The following is a 19,678-nucleotide window of genomic DNA, read 5'->3' as shown; positions in this document are numbered from 1 at the left end:
CTAGGCTTCCAGTTTCTTTAATATGGATTTCAACTTGTCACTGAAATGCTGTGGATAGAATTGCAGGGGAACATAGGGACGCTGTGCTGCTTTCAATGCTTTATACACGTCGATTTGACCATACCCAAAATATTTGTCATGCCCTGGTGTGCCCAAATCAATTACGCTGTCTCTCATTAAATCCATTACCTCTTTATTGGTTAGATCAGGGTTAACGGATCGAATCAGGGCAGCTAACGCTGATACATGTGGACTGGCCATTGAAGTACCCGATAGTGCAGCATATTGATTCCCAGGATACGTACTGGCAATACTTGCACCTGGAGCCATGACGTCCACATAATCGCCGTAGTTAGAAAAGGATGCGCGGTGCATAGAAGAGTCTGTAGCGGAAACGGCAAATACTTCAGGGTACGCTGCTGGATAACCAGGTCGCTCCGTATTATCATTGCCTGTGGCTGCAACTAATACAACATCTTTGTCATAGGCATATTTGATCGCATCATGTAAAAATGAAGCTTGTGCATAGTTGCCGAGACTCAAATTGATGACCTTGGCCCCGTGATCAGCTGCCCATATAATACCTTCTGCAACCGAGTAAGTTGTACCGGAGCCAGATTGGTCAAGTACCTTGATCGGCATGATCTTGTTGTACCACGTCATACCGGCGACTCCCTCACCATTATTAACGAGCGCAGAAATGATGCCCGCGACATGCGTTCCGTGACCGACGTCATCATAAGGCTTTTCAGACGGGTTTACCACGTTATGCCCAGAAAGAATTTGGCCTTTTAGATCAGGGTGATCCAAATCCACTCCCGTATCTACAACCGCGACAATTACATCCTTGCTGCCTTTGCTTAGTTTCCAACCTCTGTTGGTTTCGGTAGCAGGCAGGTTCCATTGATAGCGAGAAAAGAGCAGATCATTGGGAACAGAGCTGTCGGCATTGATAGGTGCTTTCTCATTAGTCAGATACATATAGTGAGGCTCAGCATAAAGCGGGTTCCACTTTTGTGAAAAATATTGCTTTAGCTCTTTAAAGTTCATCTTATCCGAATGAAATACATAAGTATAACCAAGCTTACGGCCTGGTTCACAGTGCAAATCTTCTGCAATTTCCTTCAATTGTCGTGAATCAGGATTGTGACGGAAGCGAACGACAATTTCGTTTTCAAAATAATGGCTTGCATTTTCGTTGTCGTGACCCGTTTTGACCGTGATATCGTGCAATGTGTCGGGATGTACGGATTCGATTTTGTAGCTACCTTCTTTTGGATAGGGAATTAAACGCAAATTTTTGCGCTGATGCTTCTCCACGTCACGCAATACTTGCTGACTGACCAGGGCGGCAACGCCGCATGTTCCATCAGCCGATGGTTCAGCCATGATGAAATATTTACCGCCCTCAACTTGAAAAGCAGCCGATTCATAGGATTTATTTTGCATGACGGAACGACGAGCCGCAGCCAAGCTGCTTTGAATTTGAGGGTGGTTCAGCAGACTTGTCTGTGCTTTGTTGCCTGTGTAGGTGTTAGTCTTTCCGTCCCTAATGTGAATCCACTGGAGCGTATGAAGATGACTGTGTGATTGCTGCAATGTGTGGGTGAACTGTCTTTTCTGATTGGCAGTTTTACCATTCAGCTCCCGCATTACGTATTGAATATCTTGTCTTGCGTCCATCCGTGTGAGGGTATCCGTAGCGGACAGGTCCAAAGCCAACATCCCTTTTTTAAGCTGCTTCTCCTGCTGTGGTACCATCTTGGTCGTATATTCGGGCTGTGGTGTTTGGCGGTGATCGTGTGAAGGTAGCATCAGTGTGATCAGAAGCACCCCGGCAGCTGCTCCGAGCAGGGGTTTTAACCATTTTGGCCGAGACATGAAACCGTCCTCCTTGAGTATTCATAAATTTATGGTTTAGCGTGAGGAGATTGGCATGTTTTTATACCTTTCAATGCTTATTTGTGGTAGGATAAATACTGAAAATTACAGCTCTTTCGGTTAGAAGGGACTATTTTCGGGTAACCAAATTGATGAACAAGCAACAAATAAGGGGGAGCTGCCTTGATGTCAGCAGTCAACGTACAAAAATTATGTGAGTCGGCGCAGGAAAGACTGAAAACTGCCGTGAAACGTGTGGAAACATTCCTCAATGAGCATGCTCTGCCGCAACTGGCTGTGGATGGTAATGAGGAGTCCGTACTTTTTTACAAAGGTTTTTTGTCGGATCTCCGCCATGTCCTTGTTTTTTCCGAAGTATCCTATGAAAAGCTGGGTGTGGCTTTGCGCCGTGCCAACTTTGACGTCGATTTTGCGGAAAAGGCATTGTATAACGTATACCATGACTGCGTGAACAGCTTTTTTTATCCCAAAAATGAATCTTACGCAGAGGACGGACGCTATGCTTATACGGGACAAGATGCTATCCGCTTCCGTAAAACGCCAGTGCCAGCCGCCCGCGAAGTGATCATGGACATTACGAAAAACTTTGAAGAATTGCGTGATGATCTGACTTATTATGAAAGTGATTATTTGACACAGCGCCGGATGCAGACTCGTCGTACTCATGCCTAAAGCATTCAATCCAAGAAATTCATTTCTAATCAAAAACTAAAACAAGACAAGCAAGCCGCTTTCACTTGTTCCTGCCAGTTTGGAGGAGGCGAGGGGAAGCGGCTTTTTTCGTATGTCACCAACTGCCATATGCCATGAACGCATAGGTGCAGGGGAGCGGGGGGACAATGAATCCGAGGTGATGATCATGAGCCAAGAGGCCAAGCCAATCGTAAAGTGCAGCGTAGCCAATTGCCATTATTGGGGAGAAAACAACTTTTGCAAGGCAGATTTGATCATGATTGAAGTAGATGGTCATGCCGGGAAAAAATTTAAAGAAGAATATGCGGGGGAAAGCTTTAGTTCAGATGAACGTGATAAGGCTGCAACGTCTGCCGCAACCTGTTGCCACACCTTTAAGCCGAAGTCTCTGTAAATGTATAACACGATTCATTTCCATTTGGAGGTGCAGTTATTATGGAAGATCATGAAAACGATAAGCCTAAGAATGAAGAGCATGTTAGCCGTGAACGTGTAGATTATCCTCGTCATGTTCAGGAACGCTCTGCCAAGCGCCGCCATCATCGTGAGGAATATGCAGCAGAGGTTGCTCCTGGCTCGCCAGTTGTGACCAGACATGAGAACAAGGGTGAAGAGCAGGTTATTAACAATAGTGGTCGTATTTCCGGCTATATTGGGCTGGCTGCAGGTATCGCATCATTGTTTATGTGGTCTATTGTGCTGGGACCCATTGCAGCAGTTTTAGGATTTTTTGCTTATGTAAATGGCAGTAAAACAACCGGTATTTGGTCGATTGGTCTTGGCGCACTAGCAACATTGAGTTATTTTGCTTTTATCCCATTTGTGCGCTAACCCTGTTGGTTAAAGGTTCCGGTATCTTAGCTCCGCTGTCTTTTCGACAGAAACGGAGCTTTTTTTCATTAAAAAGTATGGAAGTACATAGTAAAAAGTTGTATCATAGCAATAACGACAAGCTATTTGGGATATAACAACTATAGAAAGTTGGGAACACCACATGCAAATTGATCCGCGCGTGTCCAAATCCATGTTAGACATGCAGCTGTTAAATAATATGAGTGCTACGACCCAGACGGGTACAGCGGATGCTTTTTCTGGATTGCTGGAACAAGTAGGTCAGCTGGAAACAGATAATGCTGTCACTCGAGAAAATTCAGGCGATGTTACCAGAGATGAAAACGGCTTGCTCTGGCTTCAACTGGGACCATCGAGGGGAACGACTTCGTCATTGGCAGTCTATTCTGCTTCTTCCAATATGGCAACGGATGGACCTACAAAAGCTACAGCGTACGATAGTTTGATTAATGAGGCAAGTCAGAAATACGGCGTTCCGGTAGCTTTGATTAAAGCAGTTATTGATACGGAATCTTCGTTTAATCCGTCGGTTACTTCTTCGGCTGGAGCCAAAGGACTTATGCAGTTGATGGACGCTACAGCTCAAGGTCTGGGAGTTAGTGACCCCTATGATCCTGCACAAAATATTGATGCTGGCGTACGCTATTTGTCTTACCAGATTAAACGTTTTAACGGACAGGAAAATATGGCGCTGGCTGCATACAATGCAGGTCCCGGACGGGTACAGCGGCTTGGCGTAAGTAGTGATGAGCAGTTGATGTCTGTACTGGACAAGCTTCCGGTAGAAACGCAAAGATATATTTCCAAAATTCAGAATGCACGTGAAAAATATACCATCTAAGCCCTATAGCTTATAGCATAAAAGTGCGTAATTTCAATTCGATTAGGTCCGCAGACAGGATCAATATGGGGAAAGGGTGTCGCTGTAATGAAGCGGCCTTTCTCTGTTTTGGTCTTTTTTTGTTGTAACAGTTGTGGGGCAGAAAGGGGAGTTTAATGAAATATTTTGATTATGCCGCGACAACTCCGCCTTTTGAAGAGGTGATTACAACCGTTGCCGAGGTAATGAGACGACATTATGGCAATCCGTCTTCCATGCATCGGTATGGAGAGGATGCGGATAAGTTGATCAAGCGCTCGCGCGAAGTATGCGCTGCAGCTTTGGGAGTATCTCCTGCGGAGATTGTCTTCACATCCGGGGCAACGGAAAGCAACAATCTTGCCGTTAAGGGGGCGGCTTTGCACTATCAGACCAGAGGCAAGCATATCGTGACTGTGTCGACAGAGCACCCGTCTGTGTACGAAGCTTGCAAACAGCTGACAAATTTGGGTTTTGAAGTTACTTTTTTACCTGTGGATGAGGAAGGTCATGTGAGTGCCGAACAGGTTTGCGCAGCTGTTCGTAAAGATACGATTTTAGTCAGTATCATGCATGTCAATAATGAGACGGGAAGGGTGCAACCGTTGCAAGATATCGGAGTTGCGCTGAAAAAGCGCTTCCCCCGTGTTCTATTTCATATTGACGGGGTACAGGGATTTGGAAAGTTGCCCGTTGATCTCCGGGGCTGGCAGGCTGATCTGTACAGCCTTTCGGCGCATAAGCTGCGTGGACCCAAAGGTGCTGGATTGCTATTCGTTCGGGAAGGCGTAGAGCTTTTCCCATTGCTTAGTGGTGGCTCTCAGGAGCAAGGGGTTCGTGCGGGTACCGAAAATGTACCACTGCTTGTCGGTATGTCCAAGGCGATACGGCTGGCGGGCGAACGACAAGCAGAGACTGCACGGCGCATGATCGAGTGGAGAGAACGGGTGGCCGCAGAAGTGAAAACAATCCCACAACTGCGGCTGAACAGTGGGAAAGAAGCGCCGCATATTGTCCACTTTTCGTATCCGGGCATGAAGGCCGAGGTACTGCTGCATACGCTGGAGCAATTGGGTGTGGCAGTGTCCACCAAATCGGCTTGCTCTTCAAAATTAGCCGAGCCCAGCCGGGTACTGTTGGCGATGGGCCGCAATGAGGCAGAAGCAGCCGGCGGCATACGTATCAGCTTTGGTGATGAACATACGGAACAGGATATCGACGAGCTCATACTTGCGCTTCGACAGGCTGTAGCCAAGCTGGAATCCCTTGAAAGGTGGAAACGTTAAAATGCACTATGATATGCTTTTACTTCGCTTCGGCGAATTTACATTAAAAGGGAAGAATCGCGCTCGTTTTGAGAAGGCTGTACTAAAACACGTAAAGCTGCTGCTTAAGCCTTTTCCAGGTGCTTCGTTGCGCAAGGAATTTGGACGGATTTATGTAGTTCTCGGAGGAGAGCCTTATGAACAGATCATTCAAGTGTTGCAAAAGGTGTTTGGCATCACGACGATTAGTCCTGTCAAAATGGCTCCTGTTGAGCTGGATGCTATCATTGAGACGGCTGTAGCTTTAATGCATGAGCTGAACGTAGACGAGGGAACGACATTCAAGGTAAATGCCCGCAGGGTATGGAAGGAATTCCCCCATTCTTCACAAGAGTTGAATCATTTAATTGGTTCTCCTATTTTGCGGACGTTTCAGGCATTGAAGGTCGACGTGCGTCAACCTGATATTGAGCTACGTGTGGAGGTAAGAGAGCAGGCGGCATATATTTTTAGTGATGTTATTATGGCTGTAGGGGGCTTTCCGTTAGGAACCAACGGCAAAGCTATGCTGCTGCTGTCCGGTGGAATTGACAGTCCGGTAGCAGGATGGTCATCCATGCGCAGAGGCTTGGAAATCGAATGTGTACATTTTTATAGCTATCCGTTTACAAGTGAGCGTGCGAAAGAAAAGGTTATTGATTTGGCAAAAGTATTAGCAGGCTATGCAGGCCGAATCAAAATCCACCTCGTACCGTTTACAGAGGTGCAGACGGCTTTTACACGCACTGGGCAGGATAATTTAATTATCACGCTAATGAGACGGTCCATGCTGCGAATTGCAACGATGCTGGCAGAGCGTGAAGGAGCGCTGGCACTCGTGACGGGCGACAGTCTGGGTCAAGTTGCTAGTCAAACGCTATCCAGCATGAATGTGATTGGTCGCTCAACGGAACTCCCCTTGCTGCGACCTCTCGTTATGATGGATAAGCAGGAGATTACAGAAATCGCTAAGCAAATTGGCACCTACGATTTATCCATTCTCCCGTATGAGGATTGTTGTACATTGTTTGTTCCCAAATCTCCCACGACCAATCCGAATTTGTGGGTAGTTCAGAAGATTGAAGCTTCTATTCGGGATTTAAATGCTTTGATCGATCAGGCTGTAGCTACAACGGAGACGGTTGTCCTTGAGGCAGGTGGAGCTGTAGAGGGGCGTAAAGAGGAAGTTATACAGGAAGATTGGTTTTAATAAAAAAGGCAGACCCGCAACAATGTTGGGGTCTGCCTTTTTATTTGGGTGGGGTCCTTTTGAAACCTCTTTTAGACAGCTTTTTCTCGACGGGATACTGCTCTGCGATTTTGAAGATATCCTGTGAGCAAAATGCCAGCCATAACGGTGGCAATAAACAAGATACGCAGCGCCGGATGCTCCGTAAAGTATGATGCCAGCTTACGTTCTTCAGTGATCATATTAGAGGCCGTATAACCAAGCACCGCCGATCCTAAATAGATAATCCAGGGGGATTTATTGATCAGCTTGATAAAAAGAGTGCTTCCCCATACAACGATCGGCACACTGATTAACAGGCCCAGCACTACAAGTAGCAAATGCTGCTGGGCCGCGCCAGCAACAGCAATAACGTTGTCCAGACCCATTGCTGCATCGGCGACAATAATGGTGCGGATAGCCCCCCATAGAGTTGTTCCTGCTTTAACTTCGGCATGATCCTCTTGGTCCACGAGCAACTTATACGCGATCCAGACTAGCATCACACCCCCGATGAGTAACAACCACGGTACTTGAAGTAACCAGAGGACCACAATAGTGGCTGCTATGCGGATGAGCAGGGCACCCCCGGTGCCGTATAGTATCGCTTTTTTTTGCGTTGCAGGAGGCAGCTTTCTGGCGGCAAGCCCAATGACAATCGCATTATCTCCTGCGAGCAGAAGGTCAATAAATATCACATTAAGCAGTAGCCAAAAGAACTGAAGTACGGATATGTCAATCGTTCTCATCTCCCTGATTAAACATCCTCAAAACATTGCATGTTGTTCATGTTAATACCCGTTTTTCGGAAATACGATTCATTATATTGCTGTTTGTTATTGAATTCAAGGTTTATACTCAATCAAATTGCCATTAGTTATTACTAAATTATGACTTATTCGAAAAGCTTGCAAGCATAGCCTCGTCCAATTTCGCATACATGTAGGATGGGGGTGTTTGTACATATGGAGCATGTCATTTTGCTATTGAAAATATTAATGATTAATTTGGTGCTAAGCGGTGATAATGCAGTTGTTATAGCCATGGCGAGCAAAAACTTGCCTGCAAGGCAAAGAAGTCAAGCGATATGGTGGGGGGCTGTCGGCGCGGTCCTGCTGCGCTGTGTGTTGACTTTTGTAGCTGTCATTTTGCTGGGCATACCCTTTATTCAGGCGGCGGGCGGTTTACTTCTGTTATGGATTGCATTTAAGCTGCTGTATGAGAATGATGATCATGTGGGAGTAAGAGCGGAAACAACCATATGGAAAGCAATACAAGTGATACTATTAGCAGACTTTGTGATGAGTCTAGATAACGTATTAGCTATTGCAGCTCTAGCCAATGGGGACATTGCTATTATAGTCATTGGTATTGCAATTAGTATTCCGATTGTCGTCTGGGGCAGCAACGTGATAGCAATCTGGCTTCATCGGTTCCCGATCCTTGTTCTGCTGGGATCTGCCATCCTGGCCTTTACGGCGGGAGAAATGCTACTGCGTGATCCCAAATTGGGCATATGGTTAGCAGACTTGGGTGAGGTTATACATGCATGGTTACCGGTCTTGTTGGCAGCAGCAGTTGTCATTGCAGGAATATATCGGCAGCTACGGCCCCGTCATATTTGAACGTGGTTTTTTTGGAAAACATCGGCTAAACTAGACATAGGGTTTTGCAGATGCCGAGGATTCAACTCGGTTTTTGTAAAAATTCTATATTCATAAAAGTGTACTTGAAAACAACTACATTTAATGACTCAAAAACAAATCCAGCAAACAAAGGAGACCACGATGAATTCCGGAAAAGAGCGTATGATCGGAGTAGGCATTGTTGCCGTAGGACTGATTATTTTGTTGGGGAAATTGGGGATGTTCTCCTTCTTGGGACGCAACCTTTGGCCCTTGCTGATTTTAATACCTGGAATCGTGCTACATGCAATGTATATGATGCGTAAAGTATCACCCTTTATGTTGCTGCCGGCAGGGATTTTGTCGGTATATGGCTTCCTCTTTTTTCTCTGCAATACTTGGGGATGGCATTTAATGGGCTACTTATGGCCTTTGTTTCTTCTAGGTGTGGCGATTGGATTATGGGAGTATGCCATTAATGATATTTCGCTTTCTCGTAATGTATATACAGGGAGCGTACTATTAGGCTTGATATCGGTGCTATTATTGATTATTACCTTGCTAAGTACAGGCATCATGTATATTATTGCCGTTTTACTGATCGGAGCTGGAATCTGGTTGGTCATAAACAACCGTAGCAAACGCAACTGGTAAACCGACAAGCTGTGCAGATTTCATGGCGGTAAATTACGGAACGGGCAATAATGTCTTGCTTTATGACATATTTCTACTATAATATAATGGATATGAAAAGAGCGTCGGAATGATTTCTGACGCTTATTTTAAGGTTTTCACGCGAATCGGAGAGAGAAGCTGTCTGTATAAAGCCTGAAACATATAGAAGGCTGGCAGGGAGTGGGCCTAAAGAACGATTGTTAGCCTTGAATGAGCATTGCTTCAGGATAGAGACACTATTTTGATATACGGAAAGGATATGGATACAAACCATGCATGCAAGAGAGAACATTCGCAATATTGCGATTATTGCCCACGTCGACCACGGAAAAACGACACTTGTCGATAAGTTGCTTCAACAGTCCGGAACATTTAGAGAACACGAGGCTGTTCAGGAGCGCGCCATGGACTCCAACGATCTGGAACGTGAACGCGGTATTACGATTTTGGCTAAAAATACAGCTATCACTTACAAAGATTACCTGATTAACATTGTAGATACACCGGGACACGCCGACTTTGGTGGTGAAGTGGAACGGATTATGAAAATGGTTGACGGCGTTTTGCTGGTCGTTGATGCTTACGAAGGCTGCATGCCGCAAACGAAATTCGTACTGCGTAAAGCGCTGGAACAAAATTTGACGCCTATCGTTGTAGTAAATAAAATTGACCGTCCGGCAGCTCGTCCGGCAGAAGTCATTGACGAAGTACTGGATCTGTTCATCGAGCTGGGTGCAAATGATGAGCAATTAGAATTCCCTGTTGTGTACGCTTCAGCACTGAACGGAACTTCCAGCATGGATGCTGAAAAGCAAGATGACAACATGCAAGCATTGTATGAAACAGTGGTAGAGCATATTCCAGCTCCAACTGAGAAAGTAGATGAGCCTCTTCAATTCCTCGTAACACTGATGGACTATAACGAATACCTGGGCCGAATTGCAGTAGGTCGGGTGAACCGCGGTATCATCAAGCAGGGACAAGCGGTCACAGTTATCCAACGTGATGGCAGCAGTAAATCAGCGCGTATTGAGAAGTTGTTCGGCTTCCAAGGACTGAAACGGATTGAAACCGATCAAGCAGGCGCGGGTGACATTGTGGCGATTGCGGGGATTAAGGACATCAACATTGGTGAAACCATTGCCGATCCAAATCATCCTGAAGCATTGCCTGTACTGAAAATTGATGAGCCTACACTGCAAATGACCTTCTTGGTTAACAACAGTCCATTCGCAGGTCGCGATGGTAAGTGGGTAACATCCCGTAAATTGCGTGAGCGTCTTCTGAAAGAACTCGAAACAGATGTCAGCTTGCGTGTTGATGAAACGGATAGCCCGGATGCCTTTATTGTATCTGGACGTGGTGAATTGCATTTGGGAATCCTGATTGAAAACATGCGTCGTGAAGGTTACGAACTGCAAGTGTCCAAACCGGAAGTTATCGTTAAGGAAATTGACGGTAAAAAAATGGAGCCAATCGAACGTCTTCTCATCGATATTCCGGAAGAAAGCATGGGCGCAGTGATGGAAAGTCTGGGCTCCCGTAAAGCCGAAATGGTCAACATGATTAATAACGGTACTGGACAGGTTCGCTTGGAATTCCTGATCCCTGCACGTGGTTTGATCGGTTACACTACAAACTTCCTGACTTTGACTCGTGGCTACGGTGTAATGAACCATGCATTTGACAGCTATGGACCATTTGTTGGCGGTCAAGTGGGTGGACGTCATCAAGGTGTACTCGTGTCCACGGAAAACGGCACCTCTACATTTTATGGTATGCTGGGCGTAGAAGATCGCGGTATTTTGTTCTTGGAGCCAGGGACTGAAATTTATGAGGGTATGATCGTTGGTGAGCACACACGTGATAACGACATTGTCGTTAACATCTGTAAGGAAAAACAATTGACGAACGTTCGCTCCGCAACAAAAGATGATACGGTTAAATTGAAAACACCTGTTATCTTCTCTCTGGAGCAGGCGCTTGAATACCTGAATGATGATGAGTATTGTGAAATCACTCCTAAATCCATTCGTTTGCGTAAAAAGATCTTGAACAAAGGTGAGCGCGAGCGTGCGGAGAAACAACGTAAAACAGCACAAGCAAATATGTAATTCATAGGATTGGTCTTCGGCCACAGCGGCGACGCCCGGAAACGGGATGCGCCGCTGTATGTGTTTTAGGATTGTAAACTTGGAGAAAGCTATATTTCTCAAAACGCAGGAAAAGGTGTTGAAGCATGAGTAATCTTTCGAATGGATTGCCTCCCCGGACACAAAGCGGGAAAAAATCCGCCAAACCGAAAAAAACGAAAAAGAAAAAAAGCTTTTTCAGATCGTTTATGAAGTTTGTCTTATTTCTACTCATTATAGGTATCTTGGCAGCAGGTGGTTATACCTACTATATTTACAATCAGGTAGAGGAAGTTTTGGATACTGGAATCAACAAGGAAGTGCCCAAAACGCAATTGGCTGAGGCTAAGCCTTTGACTATTTTATTGCTTGGAACCGACTATCGCCCTGACCATCCGACTTATTTGTCAGACGTTATTATGGTAGCTACATTGAACCCTAATACAAAATCGTCTACCATTGTGTCTTTGCCTCGTGATACGCGTCTAGAAATGGATGGGTATAAGCCACGCAAGCTGAATGAGTATTATCCGGTGTTTAAGGCTAGAGAGAAAGAGTCTGGCGAAGTTGCTGAAGAGCAAATGAAGAAGATGATCGGCAAATATCTAAATATTAATATTGATTATGTAACGGTTATTAACTTCCAGGGCTTTAGAGATGTTGTAGATAATCTAGGTGGCGTAGATGTTACGGTTGATAAAAATATGTGTTACCGAGACCGTGCTGATGGCACCGATATTAACCTGACAGCTGGGGCCAAGCATTTGAATGGTGACCAAGCTCTTGATTTTGTTCGCTACCGCAAGTCGAATTGTCGTCCGAGAACAGCTGAATCTGACGACTTTGATCGCAATCGTCGACAAAATCAGGTGCTTCATTCCCTAATTGACCAAATGCAAACCTTTAACGCTTTGACCAAGTTTAGTGCAATTATTAAATCGGTTGATAAAAATATGATGACTGATATTGAGTCACAACAAATGAAAAATATCGTACAAACCTATTGGAATATTTCCAAGCAAAATGTAAAATACAATCCTGTAGCAGGAACATGGCGTAGTCCTTATGTGTACATTGATGAGCAACAGCTCGATTTAGCCAAACAAGCGCTACAAGAGGAATTAGCCAAAAAAGCAAGCGACAGCACTGAAGCTTCTTCCAATTCCTGAGTATGTATCTTTTTGCCCACTTATGTTATACTCGCAGCGAGTAAAGCTCTTATATAGCATAAGGGGGTTGAGGTATGTCTAAATGTAAAGTGAACCCAGTCTAGGTCCAGTGAGCAATCACTGGGCCTTTTGTGTCTAATTTTAAAAATGTACAGGCTCTGAGGCTATCTTCAGCTACACTTTTCGTTGCATTATGCTGCTTTGGGGTTCTTTTTTCAGGGAATCAGCAAGTATTGGGTAGCCGGTGAATAGGTATAGGTATGAAACATGAGATTGTCCACGCCGCTTTGGAGGGGATTTAATGAAGAAAATTTTTGTGCTGGATACGAATGTGCTGCTGCATGATCCGAAAGCCATTTTTACCTTCAAAGAACATGAAGTTGTTATTCCAGCTGTTGTTCTGGAAGAAATCGACTCCAAAAAACGCAACGCGGATGAGATTGGACGGAATGCCCGTAATGTATCGCGATTGTTGGACGGGTTGAGAGAAGTGGGGCATCTTCACAGTGGCGTTCCACTTCCCCAAGGGGGAAGGCTTAAGGTTGAGTTAAACCACCGGAGTTTTTTGAAAGTTCAGGAGATGTTCGGGGAGGTTTCGAACGATAACCGGATTTTGGCAGTCGCCTTAAATTATCACTTGGAAGAACAGGAGCAGTCTGAACCGCGTTCAGTGGTGTTGGTTAGTAAAGACGTATTGGTCAGAATCAAGGCAGATGTATTGGGGCTACTGACTGAAGACTACCTATCCGATAGAACAGGCGATCCAAGTGAGTTGTACCCTGGATACTCGGCGATACAGGTGCATCCGTCCATCATAGATGAATTTTACTCTAACCGTTTTTTGCCAATCAAACCACTGAAGCTACCTTATACGCTGTATCCACATGAATTTGTTATTTTGAAAGATGAAATGGGCACTGGAAAATCAGCACTGTTGAAAGTAAATCAGGAGGCAGAGCGATTAGAACCTTTGTACTTAAGTAACGAATCGGTGTGGGGAATCAGCGCGCGTAATGCTCAGCAGCGAATGGCATTGGAGCTTTTGCTTAATGACGATATCCCACTTGTGACCATTACTGGAAAAGCAGGTACAGGCAAAACGCTGCTGGCGCTAGCGGCGGGGTTGCTTAAAGTAGAGGATGAGCATCGATTTAAGAAACTGTTAATTGCTCGACCTGTTGTTCCTATGGGCAAGGATATCGGTTATTTACCGGGAGAAAAAGATGAAAAGCTTCGCCCCTGGATGCAACCAATCTACGACAATCTAGAGTATCTGTTTGATGCCAAAAAATCAGGCGATATCGACAAAATTTTGATGGGCTTGGGCAGTATTCAGGTGGAGGCGCTCACTTATATTCGCGGACGTTCGATACCTGGGCAATTTATTATTGTCGATGAGGCGCAAAACTTATCCCGACATGAGATCAAAACAATTGTGTCTCGGGTAGGTGAGGGGAGTAAAATCATTCTGATGGGAGATCCGGAGCAGATTGATCACCCTTACCTGGATGCAGCCAGTAATGGCTTGACCTATGTGGTGGAGCGTTTTAAGCAAGAAGGGATTAGCGGGCATATTATGCTGGAAAAAGGAGAACGCTCCAAACTCGCGCAGTTGGCAGCTGATCTGTTATAACTTTTGATCGTTATTACAAATAATTAAGACCTCGGGAACATCCCGAGGTCTTTTGTTTTTACTTAAAGCTTAATTCGAGCTTAACTTCAAGAATGCCTTTTAAAGCATGTACTTCTGTGGCTTTGACATATGAAATAAGCTGCTGTGGGTAGAAGCCGAGATCAAAATCTTCTTCCAGCTTGTTGCGAGTCGTGTCCGGCAGTTCCAGCCCGTTAAATATCAGTCGATCTACATGAAATAGAATTGCATTTTTCGGTTCATTCTCTACCGTATAGTGACCTTCTACCCTTAATTTCATCGTTCCTTGTTGACCTTCTACCACAATCCGATCCTGCACAAAGGAGAAGTTGAAGTGATTAAACAATTCATTCTCAGACTTTAAAAAACGGTTAAATTCCTCTTCACGAATGCTTATCGTAATGATTTTTCCATTTGTAACCATGGCTCCTTGCTGTTGTTGAATGAATTGGGGCAGATCCTGCATCGCTTGAGCTAATGCTTTAAAGTGTTTGTTTACCTCGTATACCCCTACATTCTCCCAATAAGCTGTCATTTCACCAATTAGCTTGCGTAGGGTTTCAGGGTTATCACTGGCGTTAACGCCGTCATCTACACGCGACTGGAGTTGGAGAATCCGTTTACGTTGTGCCAGTAGGTTTGTTTTAACCGTCTCCAGTTCCGTCGTTGCTTGGGCGACTTGCTGCTCTGTTTTTCGCATAATTTGATAATTGGATTCGTATTCCTGAAGCACATCCTGATCGTGACTAATCAATAATAAGTAATAATCGTACAAAGAGAGAAGTTGCTTTATACTTTTAGCCCCTAGCACTACACTCAGCAGCTTGTCCCTTTCTCCCATATAGTAAGATCGCAGCACAGAACCTGCACGCTCACGTTGTAGGTCCATTTGCTTCTGTTGATCAGCTAGACTACTACGCAGTTCCTGCTGACGCTGTAAAAGAGCCTGCTGCTCCTGACTAATTCGCTCGATTTCATGGTCGATCTCCACGATAGACAGACTATCTTGTAAAATCTGATTTTCTTCAGGAGTGGGAGCGGCCAAAGTAGGACATACATATATGGTAGTCAGCATCATAATGAGGGCCAGCAGGGTACAGATCGCGATTTTTATTCGTTTATTCATTTAGTTTCCCCTTTTATGTATTCCAGAAAAAGACTAATGGTAATGTATATGATCCTTTTTTATTCTTTAACCATTCATTTTATTGTACAGCAGTCAGAGCATGCTTGAAACCCGAAACTGTTTACTTCACGTATGAGTTCTGGCAGAAATGGAAATACAATTTAGTATCAAATAGATTCTATGAACTCTACGAGAGGCATAGGAATGAATAAACAGCTTTTATACCCTATTCAAATACCGGCAAGATCGGTTCATGAAGACGGTTATTTCAGGATGTTGTTAGGAGGGCTAGAGGCATGACTGCAATAAGACAAGATGCATGGAGTGCGGAAGATGACTTGATATTGGCGGAGGTGACATTGCGGCATATCCGGGAAGGTGGAACACAGCTCGCTGCGTTTGAGGAGGTTGGACAAAAAATAGGTAGAACCTCTGCAGCATGCGGCTTTCGTTGGAATAGCTGCGTGCGCAAACGTTACGATGAAGCGATTGGCATTGCCAAAGCACAGCGCCAGAAGCGCAGTTATATTCGTAAGCAGAGTCCGGTAGGTGTATCGCAGGTGGCGGCCTTTGCCACGCTCGATCCAGTCGAAGGGGGATACAGAACAGATGGAACGAGTGAAGATACGTTATCTATTGATGCAGTAATTCGCTTCTTGCGTCAATGGAAGGGATCTATGCAGGAGACGAATCGGCAGATTAAGATGCTGGAGAAAGATTTGCGGGAAAAGGAAGAAGAATTAAATCAGCTTCGCTCCATTAATGACCGGCTGTCCAAAGAAGTGAATGATGTGCAGACTGACTATCGTGTTGTAAATGATGATTATAAAGCTCTGATTCAGATTATGGACCGTGCCCGGCGATTGGCTTTAATCACTGAAGATGAGGAAGAGCTTAAATCCAGGTTCAAAATGGATGCTAATGGGAATCTGGAGCGCATTGAGTAGCAAGATTACAATAGCTATCTAAATAAAACGTCAACTATCGCTTGGCCGTAGTTGGCGTTTTTTGTTATTTCATTGGAGTGCATATGATATAGTAGAAAAAAAGATGGAAGCGAGACGATACAAAGTGATTGATATTATTGGAGCGGGTTCGCTGGGATTGCTGTTTGCCGGGAGATTATCGGCCACGGGTGCTACAGTAAGGCTGTGGACACGAACACTTGAACAGGCACACATCATTGCTCGTGAAGGGATTACTGTGCTTGATAATGAGGGGCAGGTGGTTGTTCATGTGACGGGGGACCAATTAAAGGTAGCGCCAATGGCAGATTGGCAACGGTTAAATTCACAGGCTCCGGCACGATGGATTATGTTTTTGACCAAACAGGGGGCGATAGGAGAAGTACTGGAACAGATCCAGCCTGTGGCTCAAACGGAAACAGATCCAGGGATTATTTGTTTGCAGAATGGAATAGGTCATATAGAACGCATCAGGCAGGCGTGGCCTAAAGCTGTAGTATACCCTGCTGTGACAACCGAAGGAGCCAAGAAACAGGGGGCAGCATCCATTGTGCATGCAGGATCGGGCGTGACTGAAATTGGATTTTCGGAGGAAGGAGAGGGGGAGCACAACAATCAATTCAAACAATGTGTGCTAAATTGGCTGCTTGCAGCAGGATTTGACGTTTGCTTGTCGAAAGAAATCGAGAAAGGGATTTATCGCAAGTTGTTGATTAACGCTGTGATCAATCCACTGACAGCCGTATGGCGAGTTCGAAATGGCGAGCTGCTATCGGAGCCTGTTCGAATACATATGATGCGTAAACTATATGATGAAGGCATTCAAGTGTATGAAGCTCATGGTATCCGCTGGGAAAGTTCATGGTGGGATCAAATTATGGATGTTTGCCGGGCAACGGCAGAGAATCACTCATCTATGCTAGCTGATGTACTTGCACAGTCCATGACCGAAGTTGCTTCCATTAACGGGCAACTGGTGCAGATGGCAAAGCGAGCTGGGATTAGTGCACCAACTCATGAGGTATTGTGGCAATTAATTGAAGGAATGCGGCTAAAAGAGGGGTGATCAGTTGAGTCTTATACAAGGTACTATTATCACTTTCAGTATTCTTCCCTTTTTTCCGTTTTTGATCGTGTTTGCGGTTTGTCGCTACATTCTTAAAATGGAAAAGAAGAAATCATTGCTTACTTCTATGGATATTACCACTTTTTTTCTGATATTTTCCGTTGCAGCACTCTTTAATGTCATGTTTACATCCCGATTCGGTTTTTATTTGATTCTACTGCTCTTGTTACTGGCATTGGGTTTAATTGGAGGAGCTCAAAACCGAATAAAGGGAAAGGTTGATGGTAAAAGATTATGTAGAGCAGTCTGGAGATTAACTTTTATGGCGATGACATTGGCGTATACTTTGTTGACTGTTGTTGGTATATTTAAAAATATATTCAACTCTATGTGATGAAATGTGACATGAAATGATGAAAAAATATGAATTAATCATGTTTTTTTGAAAAAAAAGCTCAATTTGAAGAAATGTAATGTAGATTTTTTTGACCGCTGGTTGTATAATCTATAAACATATACCACTTTAGAACTAGGGGGAAAACGCTAGATGAAAAGGAAAAGCTTTTTAGTCCTTTTGACACTCGTTCTTGCAGTTGGCGCACTGCTCGCAGGTTGCGGCGGCAAGAATGATACCAATGGTAAGGGCGCACAAGAAAACACCTCGACTACGCCGGCCCCGGCCGACAAGCAAATTTTGCGCATTAACCTTGCATCCGAGCCGCCAACGTTCGATCCGGCACAGGCTCAAGATACCCAAGCAAACACTGTTTTGAAAACAATGTATGAAGGTCTTGTTCGCATGGGCCCTGATGGTAAAGAAATTCCTGGCGTAGCTGAATCTTGGAAAATTTCCGATGACGGCAAAACCTATACGTTCAAGCTTCGCGATACTGCAAAATGGAGTAATGGCGACCCAGTCAAAGCAAGTGACTTCGTATTTGCTTGGCAACGGGTATTGGATCCTTCCACGGCTCCTGCACCTCCATATGCTTACCAATTGTACTATATCAAAAATGCTGAGGGTTACAACCTAAGCACTTCCAAATCTTTTAAAGGTACTAAAGTTACGGACTTCAAAGATGTAGGTGTCAAAGCAGTTGACGATCATACATTGCAGGTAGAACTGGAACATGCAACACCTTACTTCCTGGGATTGACTTCTTTCTACACCTATTATCCGGTGCATCCGTCTGTTGAAGGAAATGATAAATGGGCGACTAAAAAAGAAAGCATGATCACTAACGGGCCTTTCACATTGTCGACTTGGGAGACAGGTCAAAAGATCGAGGTTTCCAAAAGCGAGAATTATTGGGGTAAGGACGAAATTAAACTGAAGAAAATTACAATGTCCCTTGTAAACAGCGGTGCAACAGAACTCGCTTCTTACAGAAGTGGACAACTTGATTATGCAGGTAAACCTAATGGCGAAATTCCTGCAGACCAAATGATGGCTGTGAAAAATGAAATGCCTAACGAATTCCAGGCTAAAGGTATAGCAAGCACCTATTACTATTTGTTTAACGTCACCGAAAAACCGTTCAATAATCTTAAAATTCGTAAAGCATTTGCAATGTCGATTCAACGTCAGCCGATTGTTGATAGAGTAACGATGGGTGGAGAGATTCCTGCCTACGGCTTTGTACCTCCGGGAATTAAAGGCTTATCTCAGGAATACCGTAATGAACATAAAGATGATTATTTCAAAGAAGATGTAGCTGAAGCGAAGAAATTGCTTCAAGAAGGTATGAAGGAAGAAGGAGTAACTTCACTCCCTCCAATCACTCTACTCTACAATTCTACTGAAGGACACCAAAAAATTGCTTTGGCAGTTGCAGATATGTGGAAGAAAAGCCTGGGAATCGACGTGAAAACGCAAAACCAGGAGTGGGGCGTATTTATCCAAACACGTAACAAGTTGAATTTCCAAATTGCACGTGGTGGATGGTCTGCTGACTTTAATGATCCGATGACTTTCCTGGATATCTGGACAACTGGTAATGGCAACAATAATTCTGGATATTCTAATCCTGAATATGATGGTTTGATTAAAGCGGCTAAAACAGAAACTGATCCAGGAAAACGCATGGAAATATTTGCGAAAGCAGAGAAGCTTCTTGTTCAGGATGATATGGTTTTACTGCCGATTTATTACTACTCTAATACTTCTTTGACGAAACCAAATGTAAAAGGCGTTGCTTTGGATTTTAGTGGTGCAATTGATTTTACAAGAGCTTATATAACACAGTAAGTAGCTAATACTTGATTCTGAAGTTGAGGAGTTACTTCGGGATATATATGTGGGTACTGCCATATATATCCCGTTTTTTTTGTGTGTGAGGGTTCTTCTTAATATGATTAAACTAACCATGCATACAAGTAGATTGGATAACCCAACTCTATTTCTATAGAATCGAATGGTGTCGAAAAATAT

18 protein-coding genes are annotated in these 19,678 nt (G+C 44.3%); 15 read left to right on the top strand and 3 right to left on the bottom strand.

Annotation, left to right across the window (positions count from 1 at the left end):
- Positions 1 to 1,881, bottom strand: a complete 1,881-nt coding sequence (locus EGM68_RS16955) for a S8 family peptidase (RefSeq protein WP_129549625.1) — start codon at positions 1,879 to 1,881, stop codon at positions 1 to 3.
- Between the two features lie 186 nt (positions 1,882 to 2,067).
- On the opposite strand from EGM68_RS16955, the gene EGM68_RS16950 reads away from it, so the two are divergent.
- The 6 genes from EGM68_RS16950 (at position 2,068) to thiI (ending at position 6,820) form a co-directional block, all read left to right on the top strand.
- Positions 2,068 to 2,574, top strand: a complete 507-nt coding sequence (locus EGM68_RS16950; protein WP_016821571.1) for a YpuI family protein — start codon at positions 2,068 to 2,070, stop codon at positions 2,572 to 2,574.
- A gap of 187 nt (positions 2,575 to 2,761) precedes the next feature.
- Positions 2,762 to 2,989: a DUF1540 domain-containing protein gene (locus tag EGM68_RS16945; RefSeq protein ID WP_013372120.1), complete on the top strand. Its 228-nt coding sequence runs from the start codon at positions 2,762 to 2,764 to the stop codon at positions 2,987 to 2,989.
- 41 nt (positions 2,990 to 3,030) lie between these two features.
- A complete protein-coding gene (locus EGM68_RS16940; RefSeq protein WP_058711719.1) occupies positions 3,031 to 3,426 on the top strand; it encodes a hypothetical protein in 396 nt (131 codons plus the stop codon).
- 163 nt (positions 3,427 to 3,589) lie between these two features.
- Positions 3,590 to 4,288 carry a lytic transglycosylase domain-containing protein gene (locus EGM68_RS16935; RefSeq protein WP_129549624.1) on the top strand — a complete coding sequence of 233 codons (699 nt, stop codon included), beginning with the start codon at positions 3,590 to 3,592 and terminating at the stop codon, positions 4,286 to 4,288.
- Between the two features lie 155 nt (positions 4,289 to 4,443).
- Entirely contained in the window at positions 4,444 to 5,592 is a 1,149-nt protein-coding gene (locus EGM68_RS16930; protein ID WP_129549623.1) for a cysteine desulfurase family protein, read from the top strand.
- Between the two features lies 1 nt (position 5,593).
- Complete coding sequence (thiI, locus tag EGM68_RS16925) at positions 5,594 to 6,820, top strand: tRNA uracil 4-sulfurtransferase ThiI (RefSeq protein ID WP_013372116.1); 1,227 nt, start codon at positions 5,594 to 5,596, stop codon at positions 6,818 to 6,820.
- A gap of 71 nt (positions 6,821 to 6,891) precedes the next feature.
- On the opposite strand, the gene EGM68_RS16920 is transcribed toward thiI, so the two are convergent.
- Positions 6,892 to 7,587 (bottom strand): TerC family protein, encoded by a 696-nt coding sequence (locus EGM68_RS16920; RefSeq protein WP_129549622.1) that lies wholly within the window; start codon positions 7,585 to 7,587, stop codon positions 6,892 to 6,894.
- Between the two features lie 216 nt (positions 7,588 to 7,803).
- On the opposite strand from EGM68_RS16920, the gene EGM68_RS16915 reads away from it, so the two are divergent.
- The 5 genes from EGM68_RS16915 (at position 7,804) to EGM68_RS16895 (ending at position 14,072) form a co-directional block, all read left to right on the top strand.
- Positions 7,804 to 8,463: a TerC family protein gene (locus EGM68_RS16915; RefSeq protein WP_016324552.1), complete on the top strand. Its 660-nt coding sequence runs from the start codon at positions 7,804 to 7,806 to the stop codon at positions 8,461 to 8,463.
- A gap of 162 nt (positions 8,464 to 8,625) precedes the next feature.
- On the top strand, positions 8,626 to 9,117 hold the full coding sequence (locus EGM68_RS16910) for a hypothetical protein (RefSeq protein WP_013372112.1): 492 nt from the start codon (positions 8,626 to 8,628) through the stop codon (positions 9,115 to 9,117).
- Positions 9,118 to 9,410: 293 nt separating this feature from the next.
- Positions 9,411 to 11,252, top strand: a complete 1,842-nt coding sequence (gene typA / locus EGM68_RS16905) for a translational GTPase TypA (protein ID WP_013372111.1) — start codon at positions 9,411 to 9,413, stop codon at positions 11,250 to 11,252.
- Between the two features lie 125 nt (positions 11,253 to 11,377).
- Positions 11,378 to 12,439, top strand: coding sequence for an LCP family protein (locus EGM68_RS16900; protein ID WP_013372110.1), 1,062 nt, complete (start codon positions 11,378 to 11,380; stop codon positions 12,437 to 12,439).
- A 301-nt stretch (positions 12,440 to 12,740) separates the two neighbouring features.
- Positions 12,741 to 14,072: a PhoH family protein gene (locus EGM68_RS16895; RefSeq protein WP_013372109.1), complete on the top strand. Its 1,332-nt coding sequence runs from the start codon at positions 12,741 to 12,743 to the stop codon at positions 14,070 to 14,072.
- 58 nt (positions 14,073 to 14,130) lie between these two features.
- On the opposite strand, the gene EGM68_RS16890 is transcribed toward EGM68_RS16895, so the two are convergent.
- Positions 14,131 to 15,216, bottom strand: a complete 1,086-nt coding sequence (locus EGM68_RS16890; protein ID WP_129549621.1) for a coiled-coil domain-containing protein — start codon at positions 15,214 to 15,216, stop codon at positions 14,131 to 14,133.
- 296 nt (positions 15,217 to 15,512) lie between these two features.
- Between EGM68_RS16890 and EGM68_RS16885 the strand changes: the two genes are divergently transcribed.
- The 4 genes from EGM68_RS16885 to EGM68_RS16870 all read left to right on the top strand — a co-directional run bounded on the left by EGM68_RS16885 (position 15,513) and on the right by EGM68_RS16870 (position 19,495).
- A complete protein-coding gene (locus EGM68_RS16885; protein WP_013372107.1) occupies positions 15,513 to 16,163 on the top strand; it encodes an RsfA family transcriptional regulator in 651 nt (216 codons plus the stop codon).
- A gap of 103 nt (positions 16,164 to 16,266) precedes the next feature.
- A complete protein-coding gene (locus EGM68_RS16880; RefSeq protein ID WP_129549620.1) occupies positions 16,267 to 17,247 on the top strand; it encodes a ketopantoate reductase family protein in 981 nt (326 codons plus the stop codon).
- Between the two features lie 4 nt (positions 17,248 to 17,251).
- Entirely contained in the window at positions 17,252 to 17,641 is a 390-nt protein-coding gene (locus tag EGM68_RS16875) for a DUF3397 domain-containing protein (RefSeq protein WP_129549619.1), read from the top strand.
- A gap of 153 nt (positions 17,642 to 17,794) precedes the next feature.
- Positions 17,795 to 19,495: a peptide ABC transporter substrate-binding protein gene (locus EGM68_RS16870; RefSeq protein WP_013372104.1), complete on the top strand. Its 1,701-nt coding sequence runs from the start codon at positions 17,795 to 17,797 to the stop codon at positions 19,493 to 19,495.
- The last annotated feature ends 183 nt before the right edge of the window (positions 19,496 to 19,678 follow it).

It is taken from the genome of Paenibacillus sp. M-152 (assembly GCF_003856555.1).
In the GTDB taxonomy this organism is placed as follows: domain Bacteria; phylum Bacillota; class Bacilli; order Paenibacillales; family Paenibacillaceae; genus Paenibacillus; species Paenibacillus polymyxa_C.
The sequence above is the reverse complement of the archived record's forward strand: the minus strand, read 5'-3'. Positions and strand labels throughout refer to the sequence as shown.

Bases quoted from the DNA above. Each gene is read 5' to 3' on its own strand.
- EGM68_RS16955 (WP_129549625.1), bottom strand. From the start codon at position 1,881: ATGTCTCGGCCAAAATGGTTAAAACCCCTGCTCGGAGCAGCTGCCGGG.
- EGM68_RS16950 (WP_016821571.1), top strand. From the start codon at position 2,068: ATGTCAGCAGTCAACGTACAAAAATTATGTGAGTCGGCGCAGGAAAGA.
- EGM68_RS16945 (WP_013372120.1), top strand. From the start codon at position 2,762: ATGAGCCAAGAGGCCAAGCCAATCGTAAAGTGCAGCGTAGCCAATTGC.
- EGM68_RS16940 (WP_058711719.1), top strand. From the start codon at position 3,031: ATGGAAGATCATGAAAACGATAAGCCTAAGAATGAAGAGCATGTTAGC.
- EGM68_RS16935 (WP_129549624.1), top strand. From the start codon at position 3,590: ATGCAAATTGATCCGCGCGTGTCCAAATCCATGTTAGACATGCAGCTG.
- EGM68_RS16930 (WP_129549623.1), top strand. From the start codon at position 4,444: ATGAAATATTTTGATTATGCCGCGACAACTCCGCCTTTTGAAGAGGTG.
- thiI (WP_013372116.1), top strand. From the start codon at position 5,594: ATGCACTATGATATGCTTTTACTTCGCTTCGGCGAATTTACATTAAAA.
- EGM68_RS16920 (WP_129549622.1), bottom strand. From the start codon at position 7,587: ATGAGAACGATTGACATATCCGTACTTCAGTTCTTTTGGCTACTGCTT.
- EGM68_RS16915 (WP_016324552.1), top strand. From the start codon at position 7,804: ATGGAGCATGTCATTTTGCTATTGAAAATATTAATGATTAATTTGGTG.
- EGM68_RS16910 (WP_013372112.1), top strand. From the start codon at position 8,626: ATGAATTCCGGAAAAGAGCGTATGATCGGAGTAGGCATTGTTGCCGTA.
- typA (WP_013372111.1), top strand. From the start codon at position 9,411: ATGCATGCAAGAGAGAACATTCGCAATATTGCGATTATTGCCCACGTC.
- EGM68_RS16900 (WP_013372110.1), top strand. From the start codon at position 11,378: ATGAGTAATCTTTCGAATGGATTGCCTCCCCGGACACAAAGCGGGAAA.
- EGM68_RS16895 (WP_013372109.1), top strand. From the start codon at position 12,741: ATGAAGAAAATTTTTGTGCTGGATACGAATGTGCTGCTGCATGATCCG.
- EGM68_RS16890 (WP_129549621.1), bottom strand. From the start codon at position 15,216: ATGAATAAACGAATAAAAATCGCGATCTGTACCCTGCTGGCCCTCATT.
- EGM68_RS16885 (WP_013372107.1), top strand. From the start codon at position 15,513: ATGACTGCAATAAGACAAGATGCATGGAGTGCGGAAGATGACTTGATA.
- EGM68_RS16880 (WP_129549620.1), top strand. From the start codon at position 16,267: ATGGAAGCGAGACGATACAAAGTGATTGATATTATTGGAGCGGGTTCG.
- EGM68_RS16870 (WP_013372104.1), top strand. From the start codon at position 17,795: ATGAAAAGGAAAAGCTTTTTAGTCCTTTTGACACTCGTTCTTGCAGTT.